18 protein-coding genes are annotated in these 21,694 nt (G+C 43.1%); 9 read left to right on the forward strand and 9 right to left on the reverse strand.

Features of this window, described 5'->3' with window-relative positions; genetic code table 11:
- Window positions 1-80: 80 nt before the first annotated feature.
- The 5 genes from sps_RS04115 to hmgA all read right to left on the reverse strand — a co-directional run bounded on the left by sps_RS04115 (window position 81) and on the right by hmgA (window position 6,932).
- A complete protein-coding gene (locus sps_RS04115) occupies window positions 81-1,952 on the reverse strand; it encodes a 2Fe-2S iron-sulfur cluster-binding protein (RefSeq protein ID WP_077751372.1) in 1,872 nt (623 codons plus the stop codon).
- A complete protein-coding gene (locus sps_RS04120) occupies window positions 1,952-2,743 on the reverse strand; it encodes a hypothetical protein (protein WP_077751373.1) in 792 nt (263 codons plus the stop codon). The genes sps_RS04115 and sps_RS04120 overlap by 1 nt, the downstream gene beginning before the upstream one ends.
- Window positions 2,744-3,123: 380 nt before the next feature.
- A complete protein-coding gene (gene yidZ, locus sps_RS04125) occupies window positions 3,124-4,080 on the reverse strand; it encodes an HTH-type transcriptional regulator YidZ (RefSeq protein ID WP_077751374.1) in 957 nt (318 codons plus the stop codon).
- A complete protein-coding gene (locus sps_RS04130; RefSeq protein ID WP_077751375.1) occupies window positions 4,055-5,302 on the reverse strand; it encodes an MFS transporter in 1,248 nt (415 codons plus the stop codon). The genes yidZ and sps_RS04130 overlap by 26 nt, the downstream gene beginning before the upstream one ends.
- Window positions 5,303-5,630: 328 nt before the next feature.
- A complete protein-coding gene (hmgA, locus tag sps_RS04135; RefSeq protein ID WP_077751376.1) occupies window positions 5,631-6,932 on the reverse strand; it encodes a homogentisate 1,2-dioxygenase in 1,302 nt (433 codons plus the stop codon).
- A gap of 452 nt (window positions 6,933-7,384) precedes the next feature.
- Between hmgA and sps_RS04140 the strand changes: the two genes are divergently transcribed.
- Window positions 7,385-7,921 carry a MarR family winged helix-turn-helix transcriptional regulator gene (locus sps_RS04140; RefSeq protein ID WP_077755540.1) on the forward strand — a complete coding sequence of 179 codons (537 nt, stop codon included), beginning with the start codon at window positions 7,385-7,387 and terminating at the stop codon, window positions 7,919-7,921.
- An 811-nt stretch (window positions 7,922-8,732) separates the two neighbouring features.
- On the opposite strand, the gene sps_RS04150 is transcribed toward sps_RS04140, so the two are convergent.
- The 3 genes from sps_RS04150 to sps_RS04160 all read right to left on the reverse strand — a co-directional run bounded on the left by sps_RS04150 (window position 8,733) and on the right by sps_RS04160 (window position 11,564).
- On the reverse strand, window positions 8,733-8,972 hold the full coding sequence (locus sps_RS04150) for a GIY-YIG nuclease family protein (RefSeq protein WP_335695441.1): 240 nt from the start codon (window positions 8,970-8,972) through the stop codon (window positions 8,733-8,735).
- A gap of 507 nt (window positions 8,973-9,479) precedes the next feature.
- Entirely contained in the window at window positions 9,480-10,544 is a 1,065-nt protein-coding gene (locus sps_RS04155) for a hypothetical protein (protein WP_149027211.1), read from the reverse strand.
- Window positions 10,545-10,820: 276 nt separating this feature from the next.
- A complete protein-coding gene (locus sps_RS04160) occupies window positions 10,821-11,564 on the reverse strand; it encodes an SGNH/GDSL hydrolase family protein (protein WP_218919628.1) in 744 nt (247 codons plus the stop codon).
- A gap of 994 nt (window positions 11,565-12,558) precedes the next feature.
- On the opposite strand from sps_RS04160, the gene sps_RS04165 reads away from it, so the two are divergent.
- The 4 genes from sps_RS04165 (at window position 12,559) to sps_RS04180 (ending at window position 17,825) form a co-directional block, all read left to right on the forward strand.
- Entirely contained in the window at window positions 12,559-12,840 is a 282-nt protein-coding gene (locus sps_RS04165) for a hypothetical protein (protein ID WP_077751380.1), read from the forward strand.
- A 744-nt stretch (window positions 12,841-13,584) separates the two neighbouring features.
- A complete protein-coding gene (locus sps_RS04170) occupies window positions 13,585-14,904 on the forward strand; it encodes a DUF1570 domain-containing protein (protein ID WP_077751381.1) in 1,320 nt (439 codons plus the stop codon).
- Between the two features lie 230 nt (window positions 14,905-15,134).
- The gene (locus tag sps_RS04175) at window positions 15,135-17,246 is read left to right on the forward strand and encodes an AHH domain-containing protein (RefSeq protein ID WP_077751382.1); all 2,112 of its coding nucleotides are present in this window, start codon (window positions 15,135-15,137) and stop codon (window positions 17,244-17,246) included.
- A 12-nt stretch (window positions 17,247-17,258) separates the two neighbouring features.
- Window positions 17,259-17,825, forward strand: a complete 567-nt coding sequence (locus sps_RS04180) for an imm11 family protein (RefSeq protein ID WP_077751383.1) — start codon at window positions 17,259-17,261, stop codon at window positions 17,823-17,825.
- 148 nt (window positions 17,826-17,973) lie between these two features.
- On the opposite strand, the gene sps_RS04185 is transcribed toward sps_RS04180, so the two are convergent.
- A complete protein-coding gene (locus sps_RS04185) occupies window positions 17,974-19,116 on the reverse strand; it encodes an IS4 family transposase (RefSeq protein WP_077751384.1) in 1,143 nt (380 codons plus the stop codon).
- A 327-nt stretch (window positions 19,117-19,443) separates the two neighbouring features.
- On the opposite strand from sps_RS04185, the gene sps_RS04190 reads away from it, so the two are divergent.
- From sps_RS04190 to sps_RS04210, 4 genes are all read left to right on the forward strand, one after another.
- The gene (locus tag sps_RS04190) at window positions 19,444-19,662 is read left to right on the forward strand and encodes a hypothetical protein (RefSeq protein ID WP_237157985.1); all 219 of its coding nucleotides are present in this window, start codon (window positions 19,444-19,446) and stop codon (window positions 19,660-19,662) included.
- 484 nt (window positions 19,663-20,146) lie between these two features.
- Entirely contained in the window at window positions 20,147-21,064 is a 918-nt protein-coding gene (locus tag sps_RS04200) for an IS5 family transposase (protein ID WP_077751385.1), read from the forward strand.
- Window positions 21,065-21,186: 122 nt separating this feature from the next.
- Complete coding sequence (locus tag sps_RS04205) at window positions 21,187-21,357, forward strand: DNA/RNA non-specific endonuclease (RefSeq protein WP_077751386.1); 171 nt, start codon at window positions 21,187-21,189, stop codon at window positions 21,355-21,357.
- Window positions 21,358-21,403: 46 nt separating this feature from the next.
- On the forward strand, window positions 21,404-21,637 hold the full coding sequence (locus sps_RS04210) for a hypothetical protein (protein ID WP_149027212.1): 234 nt from the start codon (window positions 21,404-21,406) through the stop codon (window positions 21,635-21,637).
- Window positions 21,638-21,694: the final 57 nt, after the last annotated feature.

Genomic DNA, 21,694 nt, shown 5'->3' on the forward strand with positions numbered 1-21,694 from the left:
TAATTAGGTCTCTTGTAATAAAAGTAAGCTCGGCATCTATGCCGGGCTTACTTTTATCAGCTGCTGACTAAACGCTTAACTTAAGCAAAATCATCGAAGGCAATGTGACTTTCATCCACTTGCTTGGATTTAAGCAGCTCTATGGTCGAACTCATCATGGCTGATGGGCCACAGAGATAAAACTCGGCTTTATCTAATGATGATTCAAATTCAGTGTCCAGATCCCTTGCCAAATGATCTTGTACATATCCTTTCGCCCCATCCCAGGTATTATCTTCAGCCGATGTTGTACGAGACAGTACGGGAATGTAGCTGAAGTTAGGGAAAGTGGCTGCAAGTTGCTTGAAAGTGTCCCTGTAAATAAGATCGGCTTGAGTACGGGCACCGAAGTAAAAATGTATCGGCCGTAGACTATTTAATTTTATCAACTGCTCCTCTATCAAGGCTTTCAGTGGCGCCATGCCTGAGCCTGCTCCTATTAGCACCATGGGCGAGGTTGAGTCTTTATTATCAGATCCCATAGCGAAGAACTCCTCAAATGGACCTACAGCTTCTATGGTTTTCCCCAGAGCCAGATTGCAGATGTAGCTCGAGCCAATTCCAGGTTTAAACTTAGCGTGCGGTGGAGTCTGAATTTTTACGGTGAACACCAGCTCATCAGTCTGGCCATCGCCATTAGCCAGAGAGTAGTTACGACTGCAGGCTAAGTGTTCATAGTCCATTCTTAATACTTCTTGCCAATGATGTTGTAACGCTGCCGGCAAGTCCACGGGAATAGAGCTACCTTGGGCAGCAGGAATGAAGAAGCGCATAAAGGCGCCGGCCTTAAATTTAAGGCGCTCACCGCCGACAGATTTAAAGCGCAATTCCTTGATGTAAGGACTGATAAACTCACTGCTTATTAACTGTAATTTGTGGCTCGCAGCCTTAGTCACATCAACTAAAGTCAATTGCTCAAGCTCGTCACTATTATGCTGACAGGCTAACCGATAACCTTGTTCAAGTTCTTGCTCGGTCAACTGACTCTTATCCGCCGAGGTCATCTTAACTTTGGATGTCACTTTTATCTTACATCGACCACATGTTCCACCTCCGCCACAAGTCGAGGGCAGGGCAATATCATGATTGATCAAGCTATCGAGCAGGTTCTCATGGCTGGACATGGCCAGTTTGCCTAAACTCTTAGCGTGTTTGTCATAAATTTTTATCTTCTTGGCTTTAGCGAAACGTCCGCCAAACAGTGATGCCAAGGTATATTTTCCATTAAAACCAAGCTCTACGGTCCATATCAGGCCGGTAAAGGCAAAGAACAGAGTGAATACGGCGAATACGATAATTTGAACATTGTTGAAACTACGCTCCTCGGCGTAATCCATAAAGTGCAGCATAAATGCGATGTCGACGATACGTCTGTCATCGTTAGTGTGTGCCGCAAGTCGGCCTGAGCCTGCATCGAGATACACTCGAGTATTAATTTCATCGTCAAAATCGATACGCCAGAGAATATTTTTCTCTTTTAGTCTATCGTCGAAGGGTGGCCCTTGTTTCACGGCACTGACAATTTCCCCAGGTCCCTTGTATGATGCGCTCGCCAGAGATTTTGCCATCGTTTCATCGACTACTGTTTGTTTACCCGTTACTGCATCGACCAAGGTGTAGTCATTGTCAAAGTATGGGTAGAGTGCTTTTTTCTGAGTAAGCAGATAGTAAGGTTTGGCGAGTAATGATATCTGCGTCAATGAAACAGCACCTTTAAAATCTTGCAATACTTGCTTGGGCTCAATTAATTTAGATAATTCAGCCTTGGGCTCAGTAACCGATACGCGATATTGATTACCCGAGGCCGCTAGGGGATCCATGGCATTGAAATACAAGCCAGTACCTAGCCAAATAAGCAGCTGTAGGCCGACTAAAAGTGATAACCATTTATGAATTTTCTTAATTAACAACATTAGCTTGCCTCCTTATTGAAAGCAGCTTTGCCTGATCTCTTATTTTCGCCTGAGTCTTTATCTAAGCGCATGCCGTCATCGGGCTCAGCCGAGCCTCCCTCATCCGCCCCAGATTTAAAGATTCTATAATAAGTTAAGATAAGCCCGAGAATAGAAGCCGTTAGAGAGAACAACAAAAACCAGAATAATAACCAGTTACTGGGGTCTTCATCTTCATAATCCATCACATGTAAACTGAACATAAGATCGAAGGTGCGCCAGAACTCATGACGTTTAGCCACCAGCTTGCCTGTCTCGGCCGAGACATAAATAGAAGGGCTGCCGAAGTCATCGAAATTAACCCGCCATGCGGGTAATACTCGGCGGCTGAGCTCGAAAGGTGGGTTTTGAGTGATTAACTCGACCTCTGCTACCTCACCGTTACCACTGTAATAGTGTTTAGCGGCTTTGACTGCCATGGTTTTGTCGAGGGGAGATAATAGCAGGCCAGTATGAGCATCGAGTAAAAAATTCTGTTCACCTTGCTTGAAGCGGTACACCTCTTTACCTAGAAAAACGCCCATTTCTAAACGCTCGGCTTCCGGATAAGCCTGAATAAGCTTGGCTAATGGATAGTCGATGCTATCCGGGTTGAGCTTGTCCTGATGATCCTCCACTAAGCTGTCGCCGTGAATATAATCGATATCGAAGATCACCATATAAGCCCCAGAAACGGACCAAATGACAAATTGCACACCCACAAATAGCATTAACCATCTATGGTATTTACGACTTATTTTCAATAAGTTCATTCTTGTTTTCCCTTGTAAACTTTACCGCACCAGTCATAGCCAGTGCCTTGGTTATTATAATGTCCTAACGAGTTATTAGTAGCTGTTAATAGCCAGGCCGAGATTAACTTACTCGTTAACGACTTGCTAGAAATCCTTAGTTATGAGCCAAAGAGGAACAAGTCTCAAATAATGAAGCTGACGGGAGCCAGTTTTTGTCTTGAAGTCGTAAACAATAGATTCCGGCCAACAATCATACCGGAATGACGCTAGTTGAACACGCAGGTATGACAATAGATAAGCATCCCGACGGTGGGTTTCGTGGCTAAAAGTAGGCCTTAGTTGTTAACTCGTAGCTAGAAGCTCGTAACTCGAGACAGCTCTTCCTCAGCTTCCCCGTCCTAGCTTTGTTCAAAAAGCTCCTTAATCGTCTCTTTGAGCCAGCGCAGTTTAGGGTTATGAGAATTGCGCTTATGCCACATTAAGGTAATGGGGATCTCTATCTGTTTACAGGCTTCAGCACTGATGGGTAAAGGTCTGGTAACTAAGTTGGGATGATATCGTTTAATGTAGTCTCGGCAATAGCTAGGGGCAGTAGTGAACATGGTTTGATTTGACTGGGCCGCCATAAACAGGGACTGCTCAAAGGTTGATAACGACAGGGCAATATTACGACTTAACCTAGCTTCAGCTAAAATTTCATCCAATGCCCAGGTCTCACTCTTTTCCCAGAGGATGTTGATATGGCGGTATTTTAAAAAGGTGTCCATATTCCAGACTTCATCCAGCGCTGGATGATCTTCTCTGAGATACACCACAGGCAAGTCAGTAAACAGCACCTCATAATCGATAAAGTAGGGCAGTAAGTCGAGGGTTTCAGATGAACGTGGGTGGCTTTCCCGTCCACATAAACCGATATCGGCCTCACCATTGGTAATGGCTGCTAACGAGTCATACTCCCAGTTACGAATTTTAATATTGGCATCTGGATATTGTTGATTGATACGTTGGGGTAACTCACCAAGCTTAAGCATATGGAGTGGCGATTCCATCATCAGCTGAAAGCTGACGCCCTTAGGCGTCTCACTACTGCGTTTAGCTGCGATTTGAGTGGCAACTTGAAACCATTCAGAAAGCTCGCCTTCCATACTTAAAGCCAGCGGCGTGGCTTGCAATCCTTGTGGCGTACGCACAAACAAGGGGTCATCAAACCAATCTCTGAGTTTTGTCAGCGATTTACTCACAGCCGATGGCGTAACCGAAAGCTTTTTAGCGGTCTTAGTCACGCTGCGTTCGTTTAAGAGTAACTGCATGGTAAACAGCAGGTTCAAATCAAGACGATGCAGGGACTTTGTCATTACTGTTTAGCTCCGAAACCTTGTGAGTTAACTTGTCACTTGATACTGTCTTACTGGGGGCTACAAGCAGGAGTATGATGCTTGTTGTCCCAGCTAGCAGCAACAAGAATATCAACATATTCAGTGCACTCGTGCCTAGCGAGCCCATCAAGGTAATATAAATTGCCGAGCAAGCTATCTGGCAAATTCCCAGCACTGAACTCGCCATGCCCGCTCTACGTTTAAAAGGTGATAGCGCCTGACTCATGGCCGAACCAAATCCGAGTGAAAAGCCGGCGCAAATCAAACTTATCCCGAGTAGGTTCACACTGTTATCGAGCTTAAATTGATAACCCGCCATAAGCACAACTGCAGACCCTATAAATAGACATTGAGAAGCTAACATTATCCTGTGTTGGCCGAATCGTGTGAGTAACTTAGGGGCTAAAAATGACGTTGTCATACTAACTGCCGCTAAGCCTGCCATAGCCGCCGAGTACTCACCGGTTGAATAGCGCATCTGTTCCATCAATAACATAGGAGAGATGTTTACATAGGTCAGAATCGTGGTGACGGCTAAGGACGTCATAATCAAACGACTGATAAAAAGCCGGGAGACGAGCGACTCATTGATACTTGCCTTGTCCAAGTTTTTACTTAAGCCGTTGAAATTGTGAGCACTCTCAATGTTCTTAGGTTTGGTTTCTTTTAATATCAACAAACAAAGCTGAAAGATCAGCGTGGCCATTATCGCCATAGAAATAAACAGACTGTACCATTCGAACCGGATTAAAATCACATGACCTATAACCGGGGCCAAAACAGGTACGATACAGGTAATACCATTGATCATGGTCAGTATCTTAGCCCGCTTATCATCATCTAAAGTGTCACGCAAAATAGCGAAAGTCACCACATAACAAAAGCCAGCGCCAATACCTTGGCCGAAGCGGGCAAACAAGAAGTAATCGACAGTGACTGAGTTTGCTGCATACCAGGAGGCAATGGCAAATATAGCAGCACCCATCAAGGCAACAGGTTTTCGACCGATATGATCAGCTAACCATCCGGCTAACAACATGGTCGATGCCATACCCGCCAGATAAATCGAAAAGGCCACGTGCAAGTCAGACTGTGAAGCATTTAAATCTCGCGCGATATCAGGCAAGCCGACTAAATACAGGTCTATGCCTAAGGGATACACAAGCACTAAAGCGAAACTACACAAAAGGTAACGAAACATAATCAGTTAAGGTCTTGGTTGATATACAGTAATGACCGAGAGACTAAAGTGTTATGAAGTGAAGGGCTAGTTGCCATAACGACAACAGGTATTTCCCAAATGGAAATATGCTTTTTACTTGGTTCTTAAGAATGGATTCCGGCCTAAAAGAGTACCGGAATGACGATAGGTAAGTATATATTCTGTCATCCCGGACTTGTTCCGGGATCCAGCAGTTGTCTTTATGTGCTAAGCAATGGATTCCGGCCAAGGAGCATGCCGGAAAGACAATAGATCAAAGCTGTCCTCTTAGTCTTTAATTTTACTTATACTCTGCGACCGAAACTCGTTACTCGCAGCTTCTGTTAAACTTTTTCTTTATCGCTTTCCAGCACTGGGAATAATTTGGCTGTCGTGTCTTACCTTCTAATGCAAACTTAGTCGGCTGTATGATGTAACGCGACTCGAACATAAACGCTAGGGTGTTTTCATAGCGCTGAGGAGCGAGTTCAGCATTCGATGCCTTCTCGAATACTTCGGCTTCGGGGCCATGGGGCGACATGCAATTGTGTAGGCTTGAACCTCCGGGTATGAAACCGTGTTCCTTGGCATCATATACACCTTCAATCAAACCCATAAATTCACTCATCATGTTGCGATGATAATAAGGCGGCCTAAAGGTATTCTCGGCAACCATCCAACGAGGTGGAAATACCACAAAGTCGATATTGGCAACGCCCGGTGTACCTGATGGGGATGTCAGCACGGTAAATATAGAAGGGTCGGGATGATCGAAGCTTACGGTATTGATCACATTAAAGCGTGAAAGGTCGTACTTGTATGGCGCGCTATTACCGGTCCAGGCAACGACATCGAAAGGTGAGTGGCCGATGTCACAGCGAAACAGGTTGCCGCCAAACTTTGTCACTAATTCGAAATCACCTTCTTTATCTTCAAAACAGGCAATTGGATACTCAAAGTCTCGATCGTTGGCATAACCATTGGCGCCAACAGGCCCGCGTTCGGCAAGAACATAAGGATGGCCATAGTTTTCACAGATATAACCGCGAGCAGAGTCAGTGAGTAACTCGACAGAGAATTTAATACCACGGGGAATGACCGCAATTTCACCGGCTTTAATGGCAAGCTTGCCACATTCAGTATGCAAGATGATCTCGCCAAGCTCGGGCACAAACAAAAGCTCGCCGTCGGCATTGCAAAAATAACGGCCTTCCATCGAACTATTGGCCACATAGATATGAATACCAATACCAGCCTGACCGTTAACACTACCATTGGCCGCCATAGTGACTAAGCCATCGATGAAGTCCGTTTTTTCAGTCGGTAATTCGACGGGATCCCAACGTAACATAGTGGGTGGGGTTATAACTTCGGTGATAGGTGCACTGCGAACCAATGCGTTGTCTATGGCTTCATATTCACCTTGAACAACTGATGGGCGTATCCGGTAGAACCAGTTGCGACGATTATCACAGCGAGGCGCGGTAAAGGCGGTGACATTAAATTGCTCAGCATACAGATCATACTTTACTTTCTGCGGGCTAAACTGGCCGATAGGGAGGGCACCTGGCAGGGCTTCTGTCTCAAACTCGTTACCAAAACCTGTCATGTATTCTAGTTCAATAGTCATGTTTACTTGTCCTCTATGGCACCCAAGTGCACACTCAGATGATTTGGTACTTATATTGTTATTTCGTTCTATTAGATTGAAACTACTCTCAAGTGAGACTAGTTTCAATCTTTGTGCTATAAATAGTCACAAGGATCACTGTCAACTTTGACTGGGTTTTGTAAATGAAACGGTACAAAGAGGTAAAGCCAGCTAAGAGGTTGTAGTTTGTAAGTCGCTATTCTAGTGTCATAAAGCTTATCAATAACTGGATTCTGTTCTTAAGCTTCATCAGAAACGGTAGACTCAAAAATTCGTGAATGGCGTTAAACCAAATTTGTAATAAACTAATCTCATATGAGAATAAGTTGGTCGCCGATCTCTCTAAAATAAGCGCACAGTACTAAATAAAGTACTAAACAAAGAGCTAAATAAAGAGCTAAATAAAGAGCCAAACAATGAAAGAGAATGCTATGCCTGAATCACTCGAGTCCAGTCTCATATTAAAACACTTCCTTCCCTACAGGTTAGTGAACTTAGCCCAAAATGTGAGTGAAAAGTTTGCCGAAGTCTATCAAGATAAATTTAACCTGACGGTGCCCGAGTGGCGAATACTAGTACACCTTTTCGAACAAGCTAGTGTTGTTGAACAAGTAAAGGAAGCCGAGCAGAGCAATGCAACAAATAAAGAAGGTAAAGATAATGTAGAGGGAAAGGCTGGTGGCATTAGCGCCAAAGACCTCACCGTACTGGCATCAATGGACAAGTCTACCGTTTCACGTGCGGTTAAGATCATGCTTGATAAAGGCTATCTGGTAAAACACACGAATGAAAATGATAAACGTGCCTCTCTATTAAAGTTAACCCAAGAGGGTAAAAAACTCTACCTAGCTATCGCCCCAGAGGCACTGAAATGGGAAGCAAGCCTACTCGATGTGCTCAGTGCGTCAGAGTACCGTGACCTGATGCGAATAATAGATAAGCTGGATAATAGATTAGCTGGAGTTTGAAGTTCTCTATCCCCAGATTATTCAAAGTTTAGAGCTCACTTAAAAGACGAAGAATGGATTCCGGCCAAAAGAATACCGGAAAGACGATAGGTCAAGTATCTCGGAATTATCTACTATTTTGTCTTTGACCTACAGGGACGTAGGAAATGTCGATTCGTGGTGACTATAAGGATATAGGAGGTACGAGTCCATTATCGACCCGGACTTGATTCTTTTGCAGTCTTCCCGGACTTGTTCCGGGATCCAGCTTTTGTCTTTAAGTTCTAAACAGTGGATTCCGGCCTAAAAGCATGCCGGAAAGACGATAGGTCAAGTATCTCGGAGTTATCTACTATTTTGTCTTCTGACCTACAGGGACGTAGGAAATGTCGGTTCGTGGTGACTATAAGGATATAGGAGGTACGAGTCCATTATCGACCCGGACTTGTTCCGGGATCCAGCTTTTGTCTTTAAGTTCTAAACAGTGGATTCCGGCCTAAAAGCATGCCGGAAAGACGGTAGAGACAGACCTACATGGGTCATTGATACTCCTGATATCATTCAGACATTTCCCATATTCCTATGGGTCAAGGTGGAAATGTCGATAATGCACGACTATATGGATATAGGAGGTAGGAGTCCATGGATGGACAAAGGTAGAATAATGCAGGAGCTATTATCGAGAGTGAAGCAGGGCGAAAATCATGATTGAGCGAGAGACATGGAATAGAACTGGCCTTTTAACAAGGATGTTATCGTCAGAACCGAGAGAAATTATCGACCTGGTTTTTTTGTTCCGAGATCCAGTTTTTAATGTCGATTATAAAGAAGTTCAGCTCTGAATCTCATTCCATAAGTCATGCCATTCAGGATTCTGGTTTTCAATAAGATTGACTTTCCATTGTCTACGCCACTTTTTAAGCTTCTTTTCACGAGATATTGCCGAATACATAGAGTCCGTCACTTCATAGTAAACCAGCTGGGTAACATGGTATCTATCAGTAAATCCAGTTACTAGGTGCTCTCTATGCTCCCAAATGCGTTTAATAAGGTCACTAGTGACCCCCCACATATAAGGTCCCATTCTTCTTACTGGCTAATATGTACACACAAGGCTGCATGATCTTCGTCCATGAAGTTAATAGAATCTAATTTTAGACTAGTGGGTCATAAGGATCAGAGATAAAGCAGACAAAAATGGATTCCGGCCTAAAAGAGTACCGGAATGACAATAGGTAAGTATCCCGGAGCTATCAACTATTCTGTCATCCCGGACTCGTTCCGGGATCTAGCTGTTGGTTTGACGTTTCTAAACATAGATTCCGGTCTAAAAGAGTACCGGAATGACGATAGGTTAAGTATCCCGGAGCTATCAACTATTCTGTCATCCCGGGCTTGTTCCGGGATCCAGCTTTTGGTTTCTGATTAGAATTCTAGAGAATGGATTCCGGCCTAAAAGAGTGCCGGAATGACGGTAGTAAAATCGTCCGGAAAGAAGGTAGTTAAACAGTTTAAATATGTCGATTTAACGAGGCTGAAACCTAGCTAACAGTTATTCTTGAAGCCTTTCTATAGCAATTCAATTCCTGCCGTAGATGCGTGGGCGGGTGTAACGGTAAAAGCCGTTTTGTTCTTCTTTTGATAGGGTAGTTGCATCTTGTTCGAAGTACTTTTCTCTTAGGCTGTTGAGTGCGGTCTGTAATGCTTGTTGCTGATTTAAGTCAGCAGCCGATTCAGCTTCTGACCCAAGTGCTAAATCAAGCTGCGATCCTGTGTACGTCGCAATTATAGCTTGTCGCTCTGTCATGTATGTGTAGCCGATTTGCCAGTTAACTTCTTTGATTTGGTCTTGTTCTGCCAAATAGGTTATCTGGTCTTCATCGTATAACAGATCTCGCCTAATGCTGTCGATTTGCGCTTGTCTGTCTTGTACGTCCATGGCAGCGAGATCTCGCTGTACACTGCCAAATCTGAAGAATATGTCGGCTATCATGCCCTTGTTGATGAGTAGGTTTTGTATCTCGCCGCCATAGTTATCTTCCAGGGCACTTTGTAATATCGCCAGACGTTCGTTGATCTCGGTATCATCAGCAGCATCGAGTAAAATTATGGTCCGCTGCATGTTAGCTTCACGTGCGGCGATACGATCTAATTCATCTGACCAAATCAATTTGGCATTGTCGCCAAACAGCTGATTACGCTTGTCCCAGAGTCGACCATTTCTTTCTAAAAAAGGGAGCGTATTGAGCTCTGCCATGGTGTCGAGTAACCATGAGTTATAGTTATCCATGGTGGCGATGGCGCTTAAAGTTTCTTGTGCCCATAAGGGAAACACTGAGGTGATCACCTCGTTGAAGATGCTTGCACCTTTATCATGGTAAGTTTCGATGACATAGGCGCGTACTTCGAGTAATGATAACTGCTTGACGATACCGGCCATGCCATTCGGGTACTCTTGATTTAGGTTTGCTGACAGCACTTGCTTGAATTGGATGAGCTCTTTATTGGCCTCAGGCATAGATCCACCTGAGTTGGTCACAGGTTTAAAGGCTTGTTCTAACTTAGGTGCAGACTTAATCTCTGTATTGTGACTTAAAGATGTAACACTTGAACTATTGGTTTGTGGTGCTTGTAAATGCCACATGTACCCAGCTAGAGCTATGAGTATTAACACAGCTAGGCTAAGTAAAAATTTAATTAGCTTAGATTGTTGAAAGGGACTATCTATCGATACTGTCATAAGCTAAATATCCTATCAATGAAAGTGCTGAGCGGGTTTATTATTGTGTGAGCTGCTTTGTTATTCTGTAAATGCACTGAAAATTGCAGTGAGTAAAGCGCTTAGAATGACTTGTAGAAAATTACGGATGAAAACAGCGCCTTGGTCCAGTCGACTTTCATCCTAATGTTCAGGCGCTTTCTATAGCAGAGGTTCTAATAAGGGCCAGATAAGAGCGGCCATCTTTTGTGAACCAGAAGTGGTTGGATGGATATTATCGGAGATCACATCACTGGGGACGATAACCGAGCGTGGGTCGATAAAACTACAATCAACCGTAGTATTGCTACAAGCTTCAGACAAACGTGTGTTGCCATAATCAACAGCTTTTATCAGACTAGTGAGGTTACCTGTGGTGTGGTAATAACCTAGGTAGAGTACGTTTGATACGCTTTCGGTTTCCATTTGATTGAGCAAGGTCACCGCGTCAACATACACATCATCAATTAAAGAGATGCAAGAGTTGGTTAAATTTGGACGGTACCATTTAGTTTTACAACGATAGGGGTCGAATAACATGGCAGGAATGAGGATATCGTTACCACCACCGTTCATGACTATGGTTTCTATGGTTGAATTATCAGACTTAGCATCGGCGTATTGCGTAATGACTGAGGTAGCTAATGAGCCACCAGCCAGTTCGGCACCACTTTGGGTATAATCTCTGAATGTCTCACCGGCATCTTGTTCCAGGAATAACTGGATCTCACCGGACAGATCATAGATCGAATCACCTAAGGTGATAATCTCGTTTCTTTCGGCATTCGACACATAAGGATTGCCGCTACAGCCTACAACACTGACCATGAATAGTAATCCTGCCGTCAGTTTAGCGAATCGTAGTGAATTTTTTAATACGCTATTACTCTGTATCTTGTTCATCATTCTTCTCCATTGAATTTATTCTAAACATTCATTAGTTGAATCGTTATCTGTTTTTATTTGATAACAATTGCACAACCTAGAGCAGAGTTTTAAATCGGTCAAATAGTAAAAATAGGGATTAAACCAATTTACAACGGTTATTTTTGTCTTTTCAAACATAACCACGAAAAAGATATTTTTTAAGAAAATAACGAAACTAAAGCCGACAATTAACTGTCACTACAACGGTATTTAGGTGCGTAAGCCCTTGACTCTTGGTGGGTGAGCTGGATGGAATATCATATAACCTATTTATCAATCAGTTAGTTTTAAGTTGTTGTTTTATTATGTTGAACTCAATTGTAGATTAAATGTTATTGGCAGTTTTGGGGATAATGTATCGTTGTGAATATAGATATAAACTGTCAGATTTAAACTGGTCGATACAACGTGAATGTGAATATTAATTTAAAAATTAATATTCACAAAAACACTGGTCAAACCACCATTAGAGTGATTACTTAAAACGCGGTGCAAACAAATGCTACTGATGAAAATAATTATAAATAAATTAACAAAAAATTAAAATTCATTCATTTTTTGATGAATGAACAAGAGTTGAGTGCTTATAATCCAAAGCAGAGAAAGAACAAAGATCCTAATAGATCGCAGCATCTCATTACTCAGTTTCTCATTTGCTGGCACCAGATCGCCATGGAGCAGGGATATTCCCAATTGGCGTTATTTATTGTCATCCCGGAATTATCTACTATTGCGCCTTCTGACCAACAGGGACGTAGGAAATGTCGATAATGTATGGAGCCATTATCGACCCGGACTTGTTCCGGGATCCAGTTTTGTCTTTAGCTTCTAAGCAGCACAGTTCGTCATTCGGAATTTTATAGTCGTTGTCGTTAATTAGCTGGCCTTCATTGCACTAGCAGCATAGAATTTGGCAACGACCTTTTAGGTTGTCAGCATTTATTCTTACCTAGGAATAGTATAGGAATGGCAAATGAGTAAGAAGCCAGATAGACAGACAGCCATGTTACTTTTGATTGAGCAGGTAAAAGATGGCTTGCCCCTGTATGAACCCGACACCTTCATCTGTGGCCCGGACGGTAGCTGTGAAGGTTGCCCAAAGAAACTCTTGGAACTGGTCGATACCGAATTGACCTATTGGGAGTCGGCCATCGAGCGTGGTGTTATCCCTAACTTTGATGAGATCTCCCGCTTCGGCAAGCTCTGCAAAAATGTGCGCAGGGGGCTAGTGCGCAACAATATCTTGAGTGCCTAACCAAGAATTCGTAGAGCCTATCCCTAAATACATAGATAACCTCGATTTATAATTTAGTGCACCACATCAACTGACATGAGCAGAGATCGAGGCCAGTTATCAGTGTCATATATTGATTGATACATCATTGAGCTATCTGGCAGTGATTAGAAGTGGCCATCTCCCTTAGAAGTTGAATGGATTCCGGCCAATAAGAGTGCCGGAATGACGGTTTAAAAGGCACCGCCATCATCTTTGGTCTATTCCGATTTTCATTGTTAACCCGCAGCCCGCTACTCGTAACGCTTTTTAGTTTATTCCGTCATCCCGGACTTGTTCCAGGATCCATCTTTTGTTTTTATGTTCTAAGCAGTGAGTTCCGGCCTAAAAGAGTGCCGGAATGACTAATGTAAGGGCGATGGGTAAGCTTATTGGTGTCTTCTTAAGTCTTAGTTTTAACTCGCAGCTCGAGACTCGCCACGTTTTGTTTTTTATTGCGCCTTCTGACCAACAGGGACGTAGGAAATGTCGATAATGTATGGAGCAATTAGCGACCCGGACTCGTTCTGGGATCCAGCTTTTGTTTGTAGTTAATAAGCAGTAGATTCCGGCCAACGAGCATGCCGGAATGACAGTAGGTAAGCATACCGGAATGACTGGGTCACAAGTCTTCCACCATTTGCAACAAACAGGTAACCTGTAGCTTATCTCAATGGATTGCACTTTCTAAATAGATGCTAAATAGAAGGTCGAAATGGATACTAGATGGAAACTCGATTAAGCCGTTACCTATTACTCATACTGTTAATGTTAGTTATCGGGTTAGTCGTTGAAGAATACGGCAAAGACGGAATAAGGATGACCACTAAAGACAAGGTCATCGAACATTTCTTGGCTAACCGTTATAAAGCTGGGGTTGTCTGCCGTGACAAAGGTTGGCAGTTTTGTCAAAACTGGACTGAGTTACCAAGAAGCCGGTTCAACCTCGGCGTTCCGGATTCAAATAAAGGATCAAACCAAAGCCCATACTTAAACACTAGTTCCCATAAGCAAACTCCTGCCTTAACAGCGTCTCAAAGCAGCGCTGAATCAATAGTTAGAAACGGAACAAAAATAGAACAAGAAAATCGCGCCGAACAACACCAAAATCAGTTTAACGATCCTGACTCAGCACTATTTACCCGTATTCCTGGTTGTGCCACATCAACCCTGAATGAAGCTAAGCAGGCCCAAAGAAAACAAAACAGAAAGCGCATCTATAGCTGGACCGATGAAAATGGACAAACCCACTTCACCGATGATGACAGAGAACATGTTCAACACGGTATGGCGTTAACCCAATATCAGGAGCCTGAATACTCATTCGAACTCAAAGTTAACTCGACTGGTGGCAAACTGCCTCTGTACTACAAAGACAGAGTTACGGCATCAATCAAAAAAGTCAGCGATATCTATCAAGACTATTTGCCTAAATCTGGTGTCGCACCAGTTGAAGTAAACCTCACTTTAGCTAAATCACTTGCCAGCTATAAAAGTTTGTTGGCTAAATACGCACCTAACCTTGGACCAAGCCAAGGATTCTATGTCGCCAGACAAAATATGGCCGTAGTACATCATAGAAATGACCGCCAAGCCCATCAAACCTCAGTCCATGAATCTGTACACGTACTCAATGCTGGCCTATTTGGCCCTATACCGCGTTGGTTTAATGAAGGTATGGCTGAATATTTTGAAAGTATCGAAATGTCAGGATACTCAGCCAAAATTCCAGCGAGAGACTGGAAACGAATGCTTGCAGGTAAAAAGTTGAGTGTAAACGCGCTACTCAGCGCAAAGCGTCAAACCTGGGCAGGAAGCCAGCAAACTAGCATGTATGCTCAGTCACACTCGCTTATTCATTTCCTAATGAGCAGTAAGCAGGGCAAGCAGACCATAACAAAGCTATTAGCTCACATGGTACAAACCAGATGTGAGCCATCAAATCCTAAAAGCGTACTCAGCCGATATCCTGGTGGTTTGAACACACTTCAGAATGACTGGATAGATTGGATGAATAACCGTCGATACCGCGCGCACACGTTTTAATACGTAACCACTCCTAAAAGCTGGGCCATTTATTGCCCGCTGGGCAACTTCTTGCTCAACTCTGGGCCACATATTGCCCAGCACAGGCTTATTAAACACAGAAACCTAGATAAACACTGACTTTACAATTTTGGTGTGATTTTTGCTGTATGCGGAGAGATTTATACCTAACTCTTTAAATGCAGTAACAGCCAACTCACCAATAATGCTGTAATAGGAAGTCACGCAGAATGTCGATACGTTTAGCCACACTTGATTCATTAATGCTCCACGATGCAGTGCTCATTGAGTCTGATTTATCTAGTCTTAGTGACAGAGATTGGCAAGCCATTATACCGTCTGGCCGTTCATTGGATAAAGTGAAAACAAAATTGGAACAGGGTGAGCTAGTGGTGCTTACCGATACACCAAAATCACCTCTGTTCACCATGGAGCAGGGCAAGCCAACCGCAAACTCTGGATACGGAAATGGCATCAGCACACAAACCCTGACCCAGTTAACCCGACGATTCGAGTCAGGGGGCAGCAGCTCACTCTATAGTTTTGGTAGTGCTAGCTCTTCTAGCAACAGCAACGATAATCTGGATCCCGCACCGCCGCTGGATTATGTCGCTGACACATCTCGAGTCAGAGTGGCCGAAAACAAACCTAAACCAGCGTTAATCAGTGACGATTTTGGTAAGCCACCACCTAAGCTAGAGCTGGAACTCTGTTACGACGACAGCGAAAAAACCTACGCCAGTAACGTACCCTATAGCGTGATCTTCAGTGATCCGGCTAATACCGTCATTAAGGGCGTACTTAATGATAAAGGCTGGGCCATGATCGAAGGCGGCCCCAATTATCCTGCCCAAGTGATATTTGGCGATGAAACCGAAAAAGCCGAAGCTGAAAAGGTGCTAGAGTCACAATACCAGCAGTTCGACCAAGCACTTAATGACGTTGCTATACAAATTGCACAGCAAACACTTGATGCCAAAGAGGTCGCCAAGGAGAAAAATCTTTTTGAAGTGACTGAGTCATTTAAAAGTGCAGTAGATAGCAAAATTGCAGAGCTAAACGCCCAGAGCGAAGAGTTTGATAACCTGTCGTACTTATCGCAGTCATGGGAGCTAGCCAAATCCGCAAAAGAGGGTGCATCTAACGGGTTCACCGAATATCTACCGGATTTAGGTGATTTTGGTGATTTAATGGACGCCGCCGATATCGACATCACCATGCTTATCGAAGCCATAAGTACAGGTGACATCGACGACTTAGAAGGCAAACTAAAAGCATGGAAAGATAGAGGCGGCCAAGGTTTAACGCAAGCCCGTAAAACCATGGAAACGCTCATTCTGCTATTAAGCGACCCAACTAGCCGTGAGATGTTAGCCAGTGTACCTAAACGCATCCTAGCAGCGCTTCCTGAGGACCAAATTGCAGAGCTAACTGCTTATCAAATGACTCAAATGGGAATGGATACCACAGTGGTCGTTGGCGGTACTGCTGTCGGTACACTCGCCGGAGGTGTTGGTGGTCCTGTTGCTGCGGGAATACTCTTCACCGCGACCACAGCCCGAAAAGGCGGCAAAGCTCTCGAAAGTACCATTAATATCGTCTCCGATATTTCTACATCACTGAAAAAAGTCAATAATCAGCATGACATTAAGCCTTATAAGAAAGAAAACACATTACCACTTGCCGCTGCCGGTAACAGTAAAAGCTCTAACAAGGCGAACGAAGATGAGGAAGAAACATACAAATGTGCTTGGAATAACTGCAAAGGCGGGCATAAGGAAAAAATCAAATATCCTAATAATGGTCAGATCCAAAAAAGTGGCAACTACGCAAAAAAATGGGTTGATGCAGGGCTAGAGCCTTGGGAGGTATATGGTCCAGGAGAAGATAGCCACGCCACTTTGGAAGACTATAAGGCTGAAAGTAATGCTAATTACGTAGCAAAAGCGGCAGCGATGCTATATCCGCAGTACCATACGCAAAAGCACCATTTGATTCCTATAGCAATATTTAATGGTTTTACTGAATTAAAGCAAAATGCAAAACTAGTTGATTATGATATAAACCATAAGCAAAATGGTATGTGTTTACCTAGTTTTACTGTTGATATTGCTCAACATGACTTGCAATGTCATCGTGGCTCACATCCAAACAATCATTATGGTGACAAGCTAAAAGCTATTTTACGTAACACTGAACGTAAATCTTTAAAATTGTGTCAGGAAGGTAATCAAAAGAAAATTATTGCTGAGTTGAATAAAATCTCATTAAGAGTAAGTACGGGAATAAAGTCTTGGAAATTACTATTGAGAAGTACTGCTCTCTCAGAAAGAAAGAAATAGCGGAGAAATAAAATGTATTGGATTATGGCTAATGAAAGAAGTAGTGAGAATGAGCTCTCTATCGATGATACCCCAACTATAATCGAAGAGAATGGATGGGAGTTTGATTTAGGGAAATACGTTACAGCTGAGGTCACATTAATAAGTCATGGATATAGGTTAGAGCCTAAGCAATTCATGACTGACTATATAGTTGCCTATGGGTTTAAGGGCCTATTATTTAGTAAACAACTCCACTCAGTCTTTGAAAAACTAGAAATTACAAACCTTCAATGTTATCCAGTTGAGTTGATTAATATCGATACTAATCAGAAGAGTCAGTATGTTTTAGTTAATGTAATTGGTTATTTTGATATTGTGGATTATGACAAATCTGAAGTTACATTAGATGAAGAAGGTGACATTCAATTTATAGACTCTTTGACCTTTACTGACACCAGCGAGATGAAGCTTCCGCCCATTTTTAGACTCTCTAGCTTCTTACCTTTAGTCATCGTAAATGACGAGATAAAACAGGCTTTCGAAGAAAACAATATTACTGGATTTAAGTTCTACAAGCCTGAAGACTTCTACCTTTAGATGAATCATTATTGTCCGTCTTTCCGGACTCGTTCCGGGATCTAGCCCTTGCCTTTAAAGTTCTAGCAGTGGATTCCGGCCAGTAAGAGTGCCGGAAAGACGGTTGGTTTCATGGCTAACAGCTTAGAGATCCCCTCATTTTTCAATTTTAAATAATCCCGAAAATTGAACGGTAAATAGGCTGGTTTTTAAGGTAACGATAAAAATTATCCATTAGAGGTTCTGCCCACTCTTCTCGCATCGTGGGTAACAGTTCATAGTAAATACAACCTTGGCGAAACAGAGAGTATGAGCGAGTTTTACTGGTATTTGCCTTTATTGTCTTTTCCAAGTCAGCATCCTCGCCCGCTTTTCCTAGTAGCGTCAGCAAGCCTATCGCCAAGGCGCTTAGCAAAAACAACCGGTCTCTACGTACCGGGGAACGCGTGTAGGTGGCACTCATCCCCATGCCAAAACGATAGTCTTTAATGTCACGAAAAGTCGTCTCTATCCCCCAACGTTTCCCATATAAAGTCAACATCTTGCTACTCACTAGGTCACGTCGACTTGATGCTAAATACCAAGCTTCTTTCATGCCTTTTTTCTTGGTGCAAATGACCCGAGCGACTGCTTGCTTATTACCCGTTATTTGAACGTCCTTAAGGGTTCTTGTTATGCCGCTGGGTAATAGCCAGTCCTTTACTGGAAACAGCTCTCCTACCGCATCGGTGACTTTGATATTAGCCTTAATTCTAATGATGAAGTCAAAACCCAGCTCATGTTCAATGAAGTTAAATAGTGCCGTATCACTAAAGCCTCTATCAGCAACAATTGTCACTTTAACATCCTCTGCAACGATCGACCTTAACTTAACCAACAACTCATCTTCATGGTTGTTTCTATTACCTTTTAAAGCATGTTTACGATGGGTTTTCCATAGCAGTGGCGTGTTACGTCCATGGGTTGTTTGCATACTCAGTACGATGGTTGAATGGTCGTCTGAATCAAATTCAGTCCAATCGAGAGAGACCACTATCTCTTTGCGTGCACCGATAATATAAGGCCCCCAGGAGTCCAGTAATTGCCAGACGTTTAACTTTGTATTACTGAGTAATCGGTCTACTTGTTTAATAGCAGACTTACGCTTAAGTTTATTGGCTTGGGCTAAGCCAGCGCCAATGGCATGAATAGCGAGTGACCCCTTTTCAATCACTCCGTGAGCGGCATTAGCAAGTGAGGTGACCCTTTTAGCATGCATGTCATGGCCAAAGAGTTCATCGATGTGATTATGAATAAGGGCTTTATTTATCATGTTATAAATTTTAGAACATAGAGTGATTTGGCTTATTATACTCTGGAAGCCTTGCTGCCTCTGGTTATTATGAGGGGATGCTTAAGGGCTAACAGTAACCTTTAGCCTTTTAACCCGCAGCTCGATACTCGCCACTGCTTTATTGCTCTCTTATTAATAGTCGCTAATTATCTGGCCTTCATCGCTCTAGCAGCATAGAATTCGGCCACGACCTTTTAGGTTGTCAGCATTTATTCTTACCTTGGAATAGTATAGGAATGGCAAATGAGTAAGAAGCCAGATAGACAGACAGCCATGTTACTTTTGATTGAGTAGGTAAAGGATGGCTTGCCCCTGTATGAACCCGACACCTTCATCTGCGGTCCGGACGGCAGCTGCGAAGGTTGCCCCAAGAAACTCTTGGAACTGGTCGATACCGAATTGACCTATTGGGAATCGGCCATCGAGCGTGGTGCTATCCCTAATTTCGATGAGATCTCCCGCTTCGGCAAGCTCTGCAAGAATGTGCGCCGGGGCCTGGTTCGCAACAATATCTTAAGCGCCTAACTAAGCATTGAGGCGGTTTTCAATATAGTTGACCAGACTTAGAAGAGATTAGTCAGTAATAGACTTTAAATTTAACGAGAAGCCCTTTTTATCATTGCGTGTCTAAGTTATAAAATCTTCAAAAAGTGAAAGTTATTGAGTATCTGTCATTTCTAGCTGATTTAGGCGAGAAGGCTGTCATGGCTGATATCGTTGCTATGTCGAATGCATTACATCAATAAAACTGGATTCCGGTCAATGAGCATACCGGAATGACAGTGAGCTTATAGCCAGTTACAGATGACTATTTCCCGTCTTCCCGGGCTTGTTCCGGGAGCCAGCTTTAGTTGTTAAGTTTCAAGCGTGGATTCCGGCCTAAATGATGAAGGTGGTCACATCATCGCTTCAATATTTAATGGCTCAGGGGGCCTTGTTTCCTAAATCGATTGAACCTTTTGCAGCTTATGTGATCTGATCTTCCAATGTGGTTATTGGAAACATCAAGATGGGTAAAGCTAAGCGTAAAATGACCAATTGGTCTCAGTACAACAAGGCATTGATTAATCGAGGGTCCTTGACCTTTTGGATTGATGAGCACGCCATTAGCTCTTGGTGTTGCTCTGAACATCACGGCCGCCGTGGCCGTGGGTATATTTACTCTGATGTTGCTATTGAAACTGCATTGGTTGTTAAAGGTGTATTCAACTTATCACTGAGAGCACTAGAAGGTTTCACTACCTCGGTTTTCCAGCTTATGGATGTGCCACTAACCTCACCAAGCTATAGCTGCATTAGCAAACGTGCCAAGACCGTAAATATCAAATATCGCTCACCGAGTCGTGGCTCTGTGGCACATGTAGTGATTGATTCAACGGGCCTCAAAGTTTACGGCGAGGGAGAATGGAAGACTCGAAAGCATGGTAAAGAAAAGCGTCGTACCTGGCGTAAGTTACACCTCGCAGTAGATGCGAATACGCATGAAGTCGTAGCAGCAGAAGTCACTCTGGTTAACGTTGCTGATAATGAAGTGTTACCCACATTAATCAAGCCGTTAAGAAGACAGATTAAACAAGTTTCTGCTGATGGAGCATACGACACCAAAGCGTGTCACAAACTACTTCAGCGTAAAGGTTGCAAACCCACTATCCCACCAAGAAGCAGTGCTGGGTTTTGGGAGGATGGGCATCCTCGAAACGAGGCAGTGAGAGCCCTCAAAAATAATGAGTTAGCGCAATGGAAGAAGGAAAATGACTATCACTTACGGTCACTATCTGAAACAGCAATGTACCGATATAAGCAACTAATTAGTCCGAAACTTAGCCTACGAGATTATAATGCTCAAGTAGGTGAAGCGCTGGCAGGTGTAAAGGCAATGAACAAAGTCATAAGACTAGGAATGCCAGTTAGGAAACAGGCTGCCTAGTTAGCTCAAACCCTTGGAGTAGCTGCATCTATAGCGAGGATTTGATCAACAACGCCGGCTCAGGGGAGCAGATAAATTATGCAGCCATGGATGGAAATCTAAATAAAGGTGCTTGAAAGCGGATGGAAAACAAGTGGGCTGATGCATTGAAAGGCGATCCACCTAAGAAAGTTAACGTCAGTATAGATGCTATATATGATAAAAACAGCAATAGACCTGAAGCTTTTGATGTTACATACCTTATTGATGGAAAAAAGAAATCAGTAACATTAATAAATCAACCTAGAGGATAAACCTTGAGAACAATTGATTCGATATACACTTGCTATTGCCGAACATATGATTAATCAAATTGATGAAGAATGGATTGATTGCAAAATAGCAGTTGAATTTTTTGAAAGCGCTGCTGAATTTGATACAACTTACACTTCAAAAAGTGCTATTGAACATGATTTGAAAGGTGGCTATCCACTTTTTAAACTATTCAAAGAGCTACACGAGTTAACTAATGAAAGCCCAGAAAACAATTGGAATAGAGCCAAGTTCACTCAATGTGATGCCTTGATTCTATAAGTCTAACCTATCGTAACTCCTCCACTCTTGTGCCTATAAGCCGTAAAGCTGACACAG

Source organism: Shewanella psychrophila (genome assembly GCF_002005305.1).
In the GTDB taxonomy this organism is placed as follows: Bacteria; Pseudomonadota; Gammaproteobacteria; order Enterobacterales; family Shewanellaceae; genus Shewanella; species Shewanella psychrophila.

Bases quoted from the DNA above. Each gene is read 5' to 3' on its own strand.
- sps_RS04115 (WP_077751372.1), bottom strand. From the start codon at position 1,952: ATGTTGTTAATTAAGAAAATTCATAAATGGTTATCACTTTTAGTCGGC.
- sps_RS04120 (WP_077751373.1), bottom strand. From the start codon at position 2,743: ATGAACTTATTGAAAATAAGTCGTAAATACCATAGATGGTTAATGCTA.
- yidZ (WP_077751374.1), bottom strand. From the start codon at position 4,080: ATGACAAAGTCCCTGCATCGTCTTGATTTGAACCTGCTGTTTACCATG.
- sps_RS04130 (WP_077751375.1), bottom strand. From the start codon at position 5,302: ATGTTTCGTTACCTTTTGTGTAGTTTCGCTTTAGTGCTTGTGTATCCC.
- hmgA (WP_077751376.1), bottom strand. From the start codon at position 6,932: ATGACTATTGAACTAGAATACATGACAGGTTTTGGTAACGAGTTTGAG.
- sps_RS04140 (WP_077755540.1), top strand. From the start codon at position 7,385: ATGCCTGAATCACTCGAGTCCAGTCTCATATTAAAACACTTCCTTCCC.
- sps_RS04150 (WP_335695441.1), bottom strand. From the start codon at position 8,972: ATGTGGGGGGTCACTAGTGACCTTATTAAACGCATTTGGGAGCATAGA.
- sps_RS04155 (WP_149027211.1), bottom strand. From the start codon at position 10,544: ATGTGGCATTTACAAGCACCACAAACCAATAGTTCAAGTGTTACATCT.
- sps_RS04160 (WP_218919628.1), bottom strand. From the start codon at position 11,564: ATGATGAACAAGATACAGAGTAATAGCGTATTAAAAAATTCACTACGA.
- sps_RS04165 (WP_077751380.1), top strand. From the start codon at position 12,559: ATGAGTAAGAAGCCAGATAGACAGACAGCCATGTTACTTTTGATTGAG.
- sps_RS04170 (WP_077751381.1), top strand. From the start codon at position 13,585: ATGGAAACTCGATTAAGCCGTTACCTATTACTCATACTGTTAATGTTA.
- sps_RS04175 (WP_077751382.1), top strand. From the start codon at position 15,135: ATGTCGATACGTTTAGCCACACTTGATTCATTAATGCTCCACGATGCA.
- sps_RS04180 (WP_077751383.1), top strand. From the start codon at position 17,259: ATGTATTGGATTATGGCTAATGAAAGAAGTAGTGAGAATGAGCTCTCT.
- sps_RS04185 (WP_077751384.1), bottom strand. From the start codon at position 19,116: ATGATAAATAAAGCCCTTATTCATAATCACATCGATGAACTCTTTGGC.
- sps_RS04200 (WP_077751385.1), top strand. From the start codon at position 20,147: ATGGGTAAAGCTAAGCGTAAAATGACCAATTGGTCTCAGTACAACAAG.
- sps_RS04205 (WP_077751386.1), top strand. From the start codon at position 21,187: ATGGAAAACAAGTGGGCTGATGCATTGAAAGGCGATCCACCTAAGAAA.
- sps_RS04210 (WP_149027212.1), top strand. From the start codon at position 21,404: ATGATTAATCAAATTGATGAAGAATGGATTGATTGCAAAATAGCAGTT.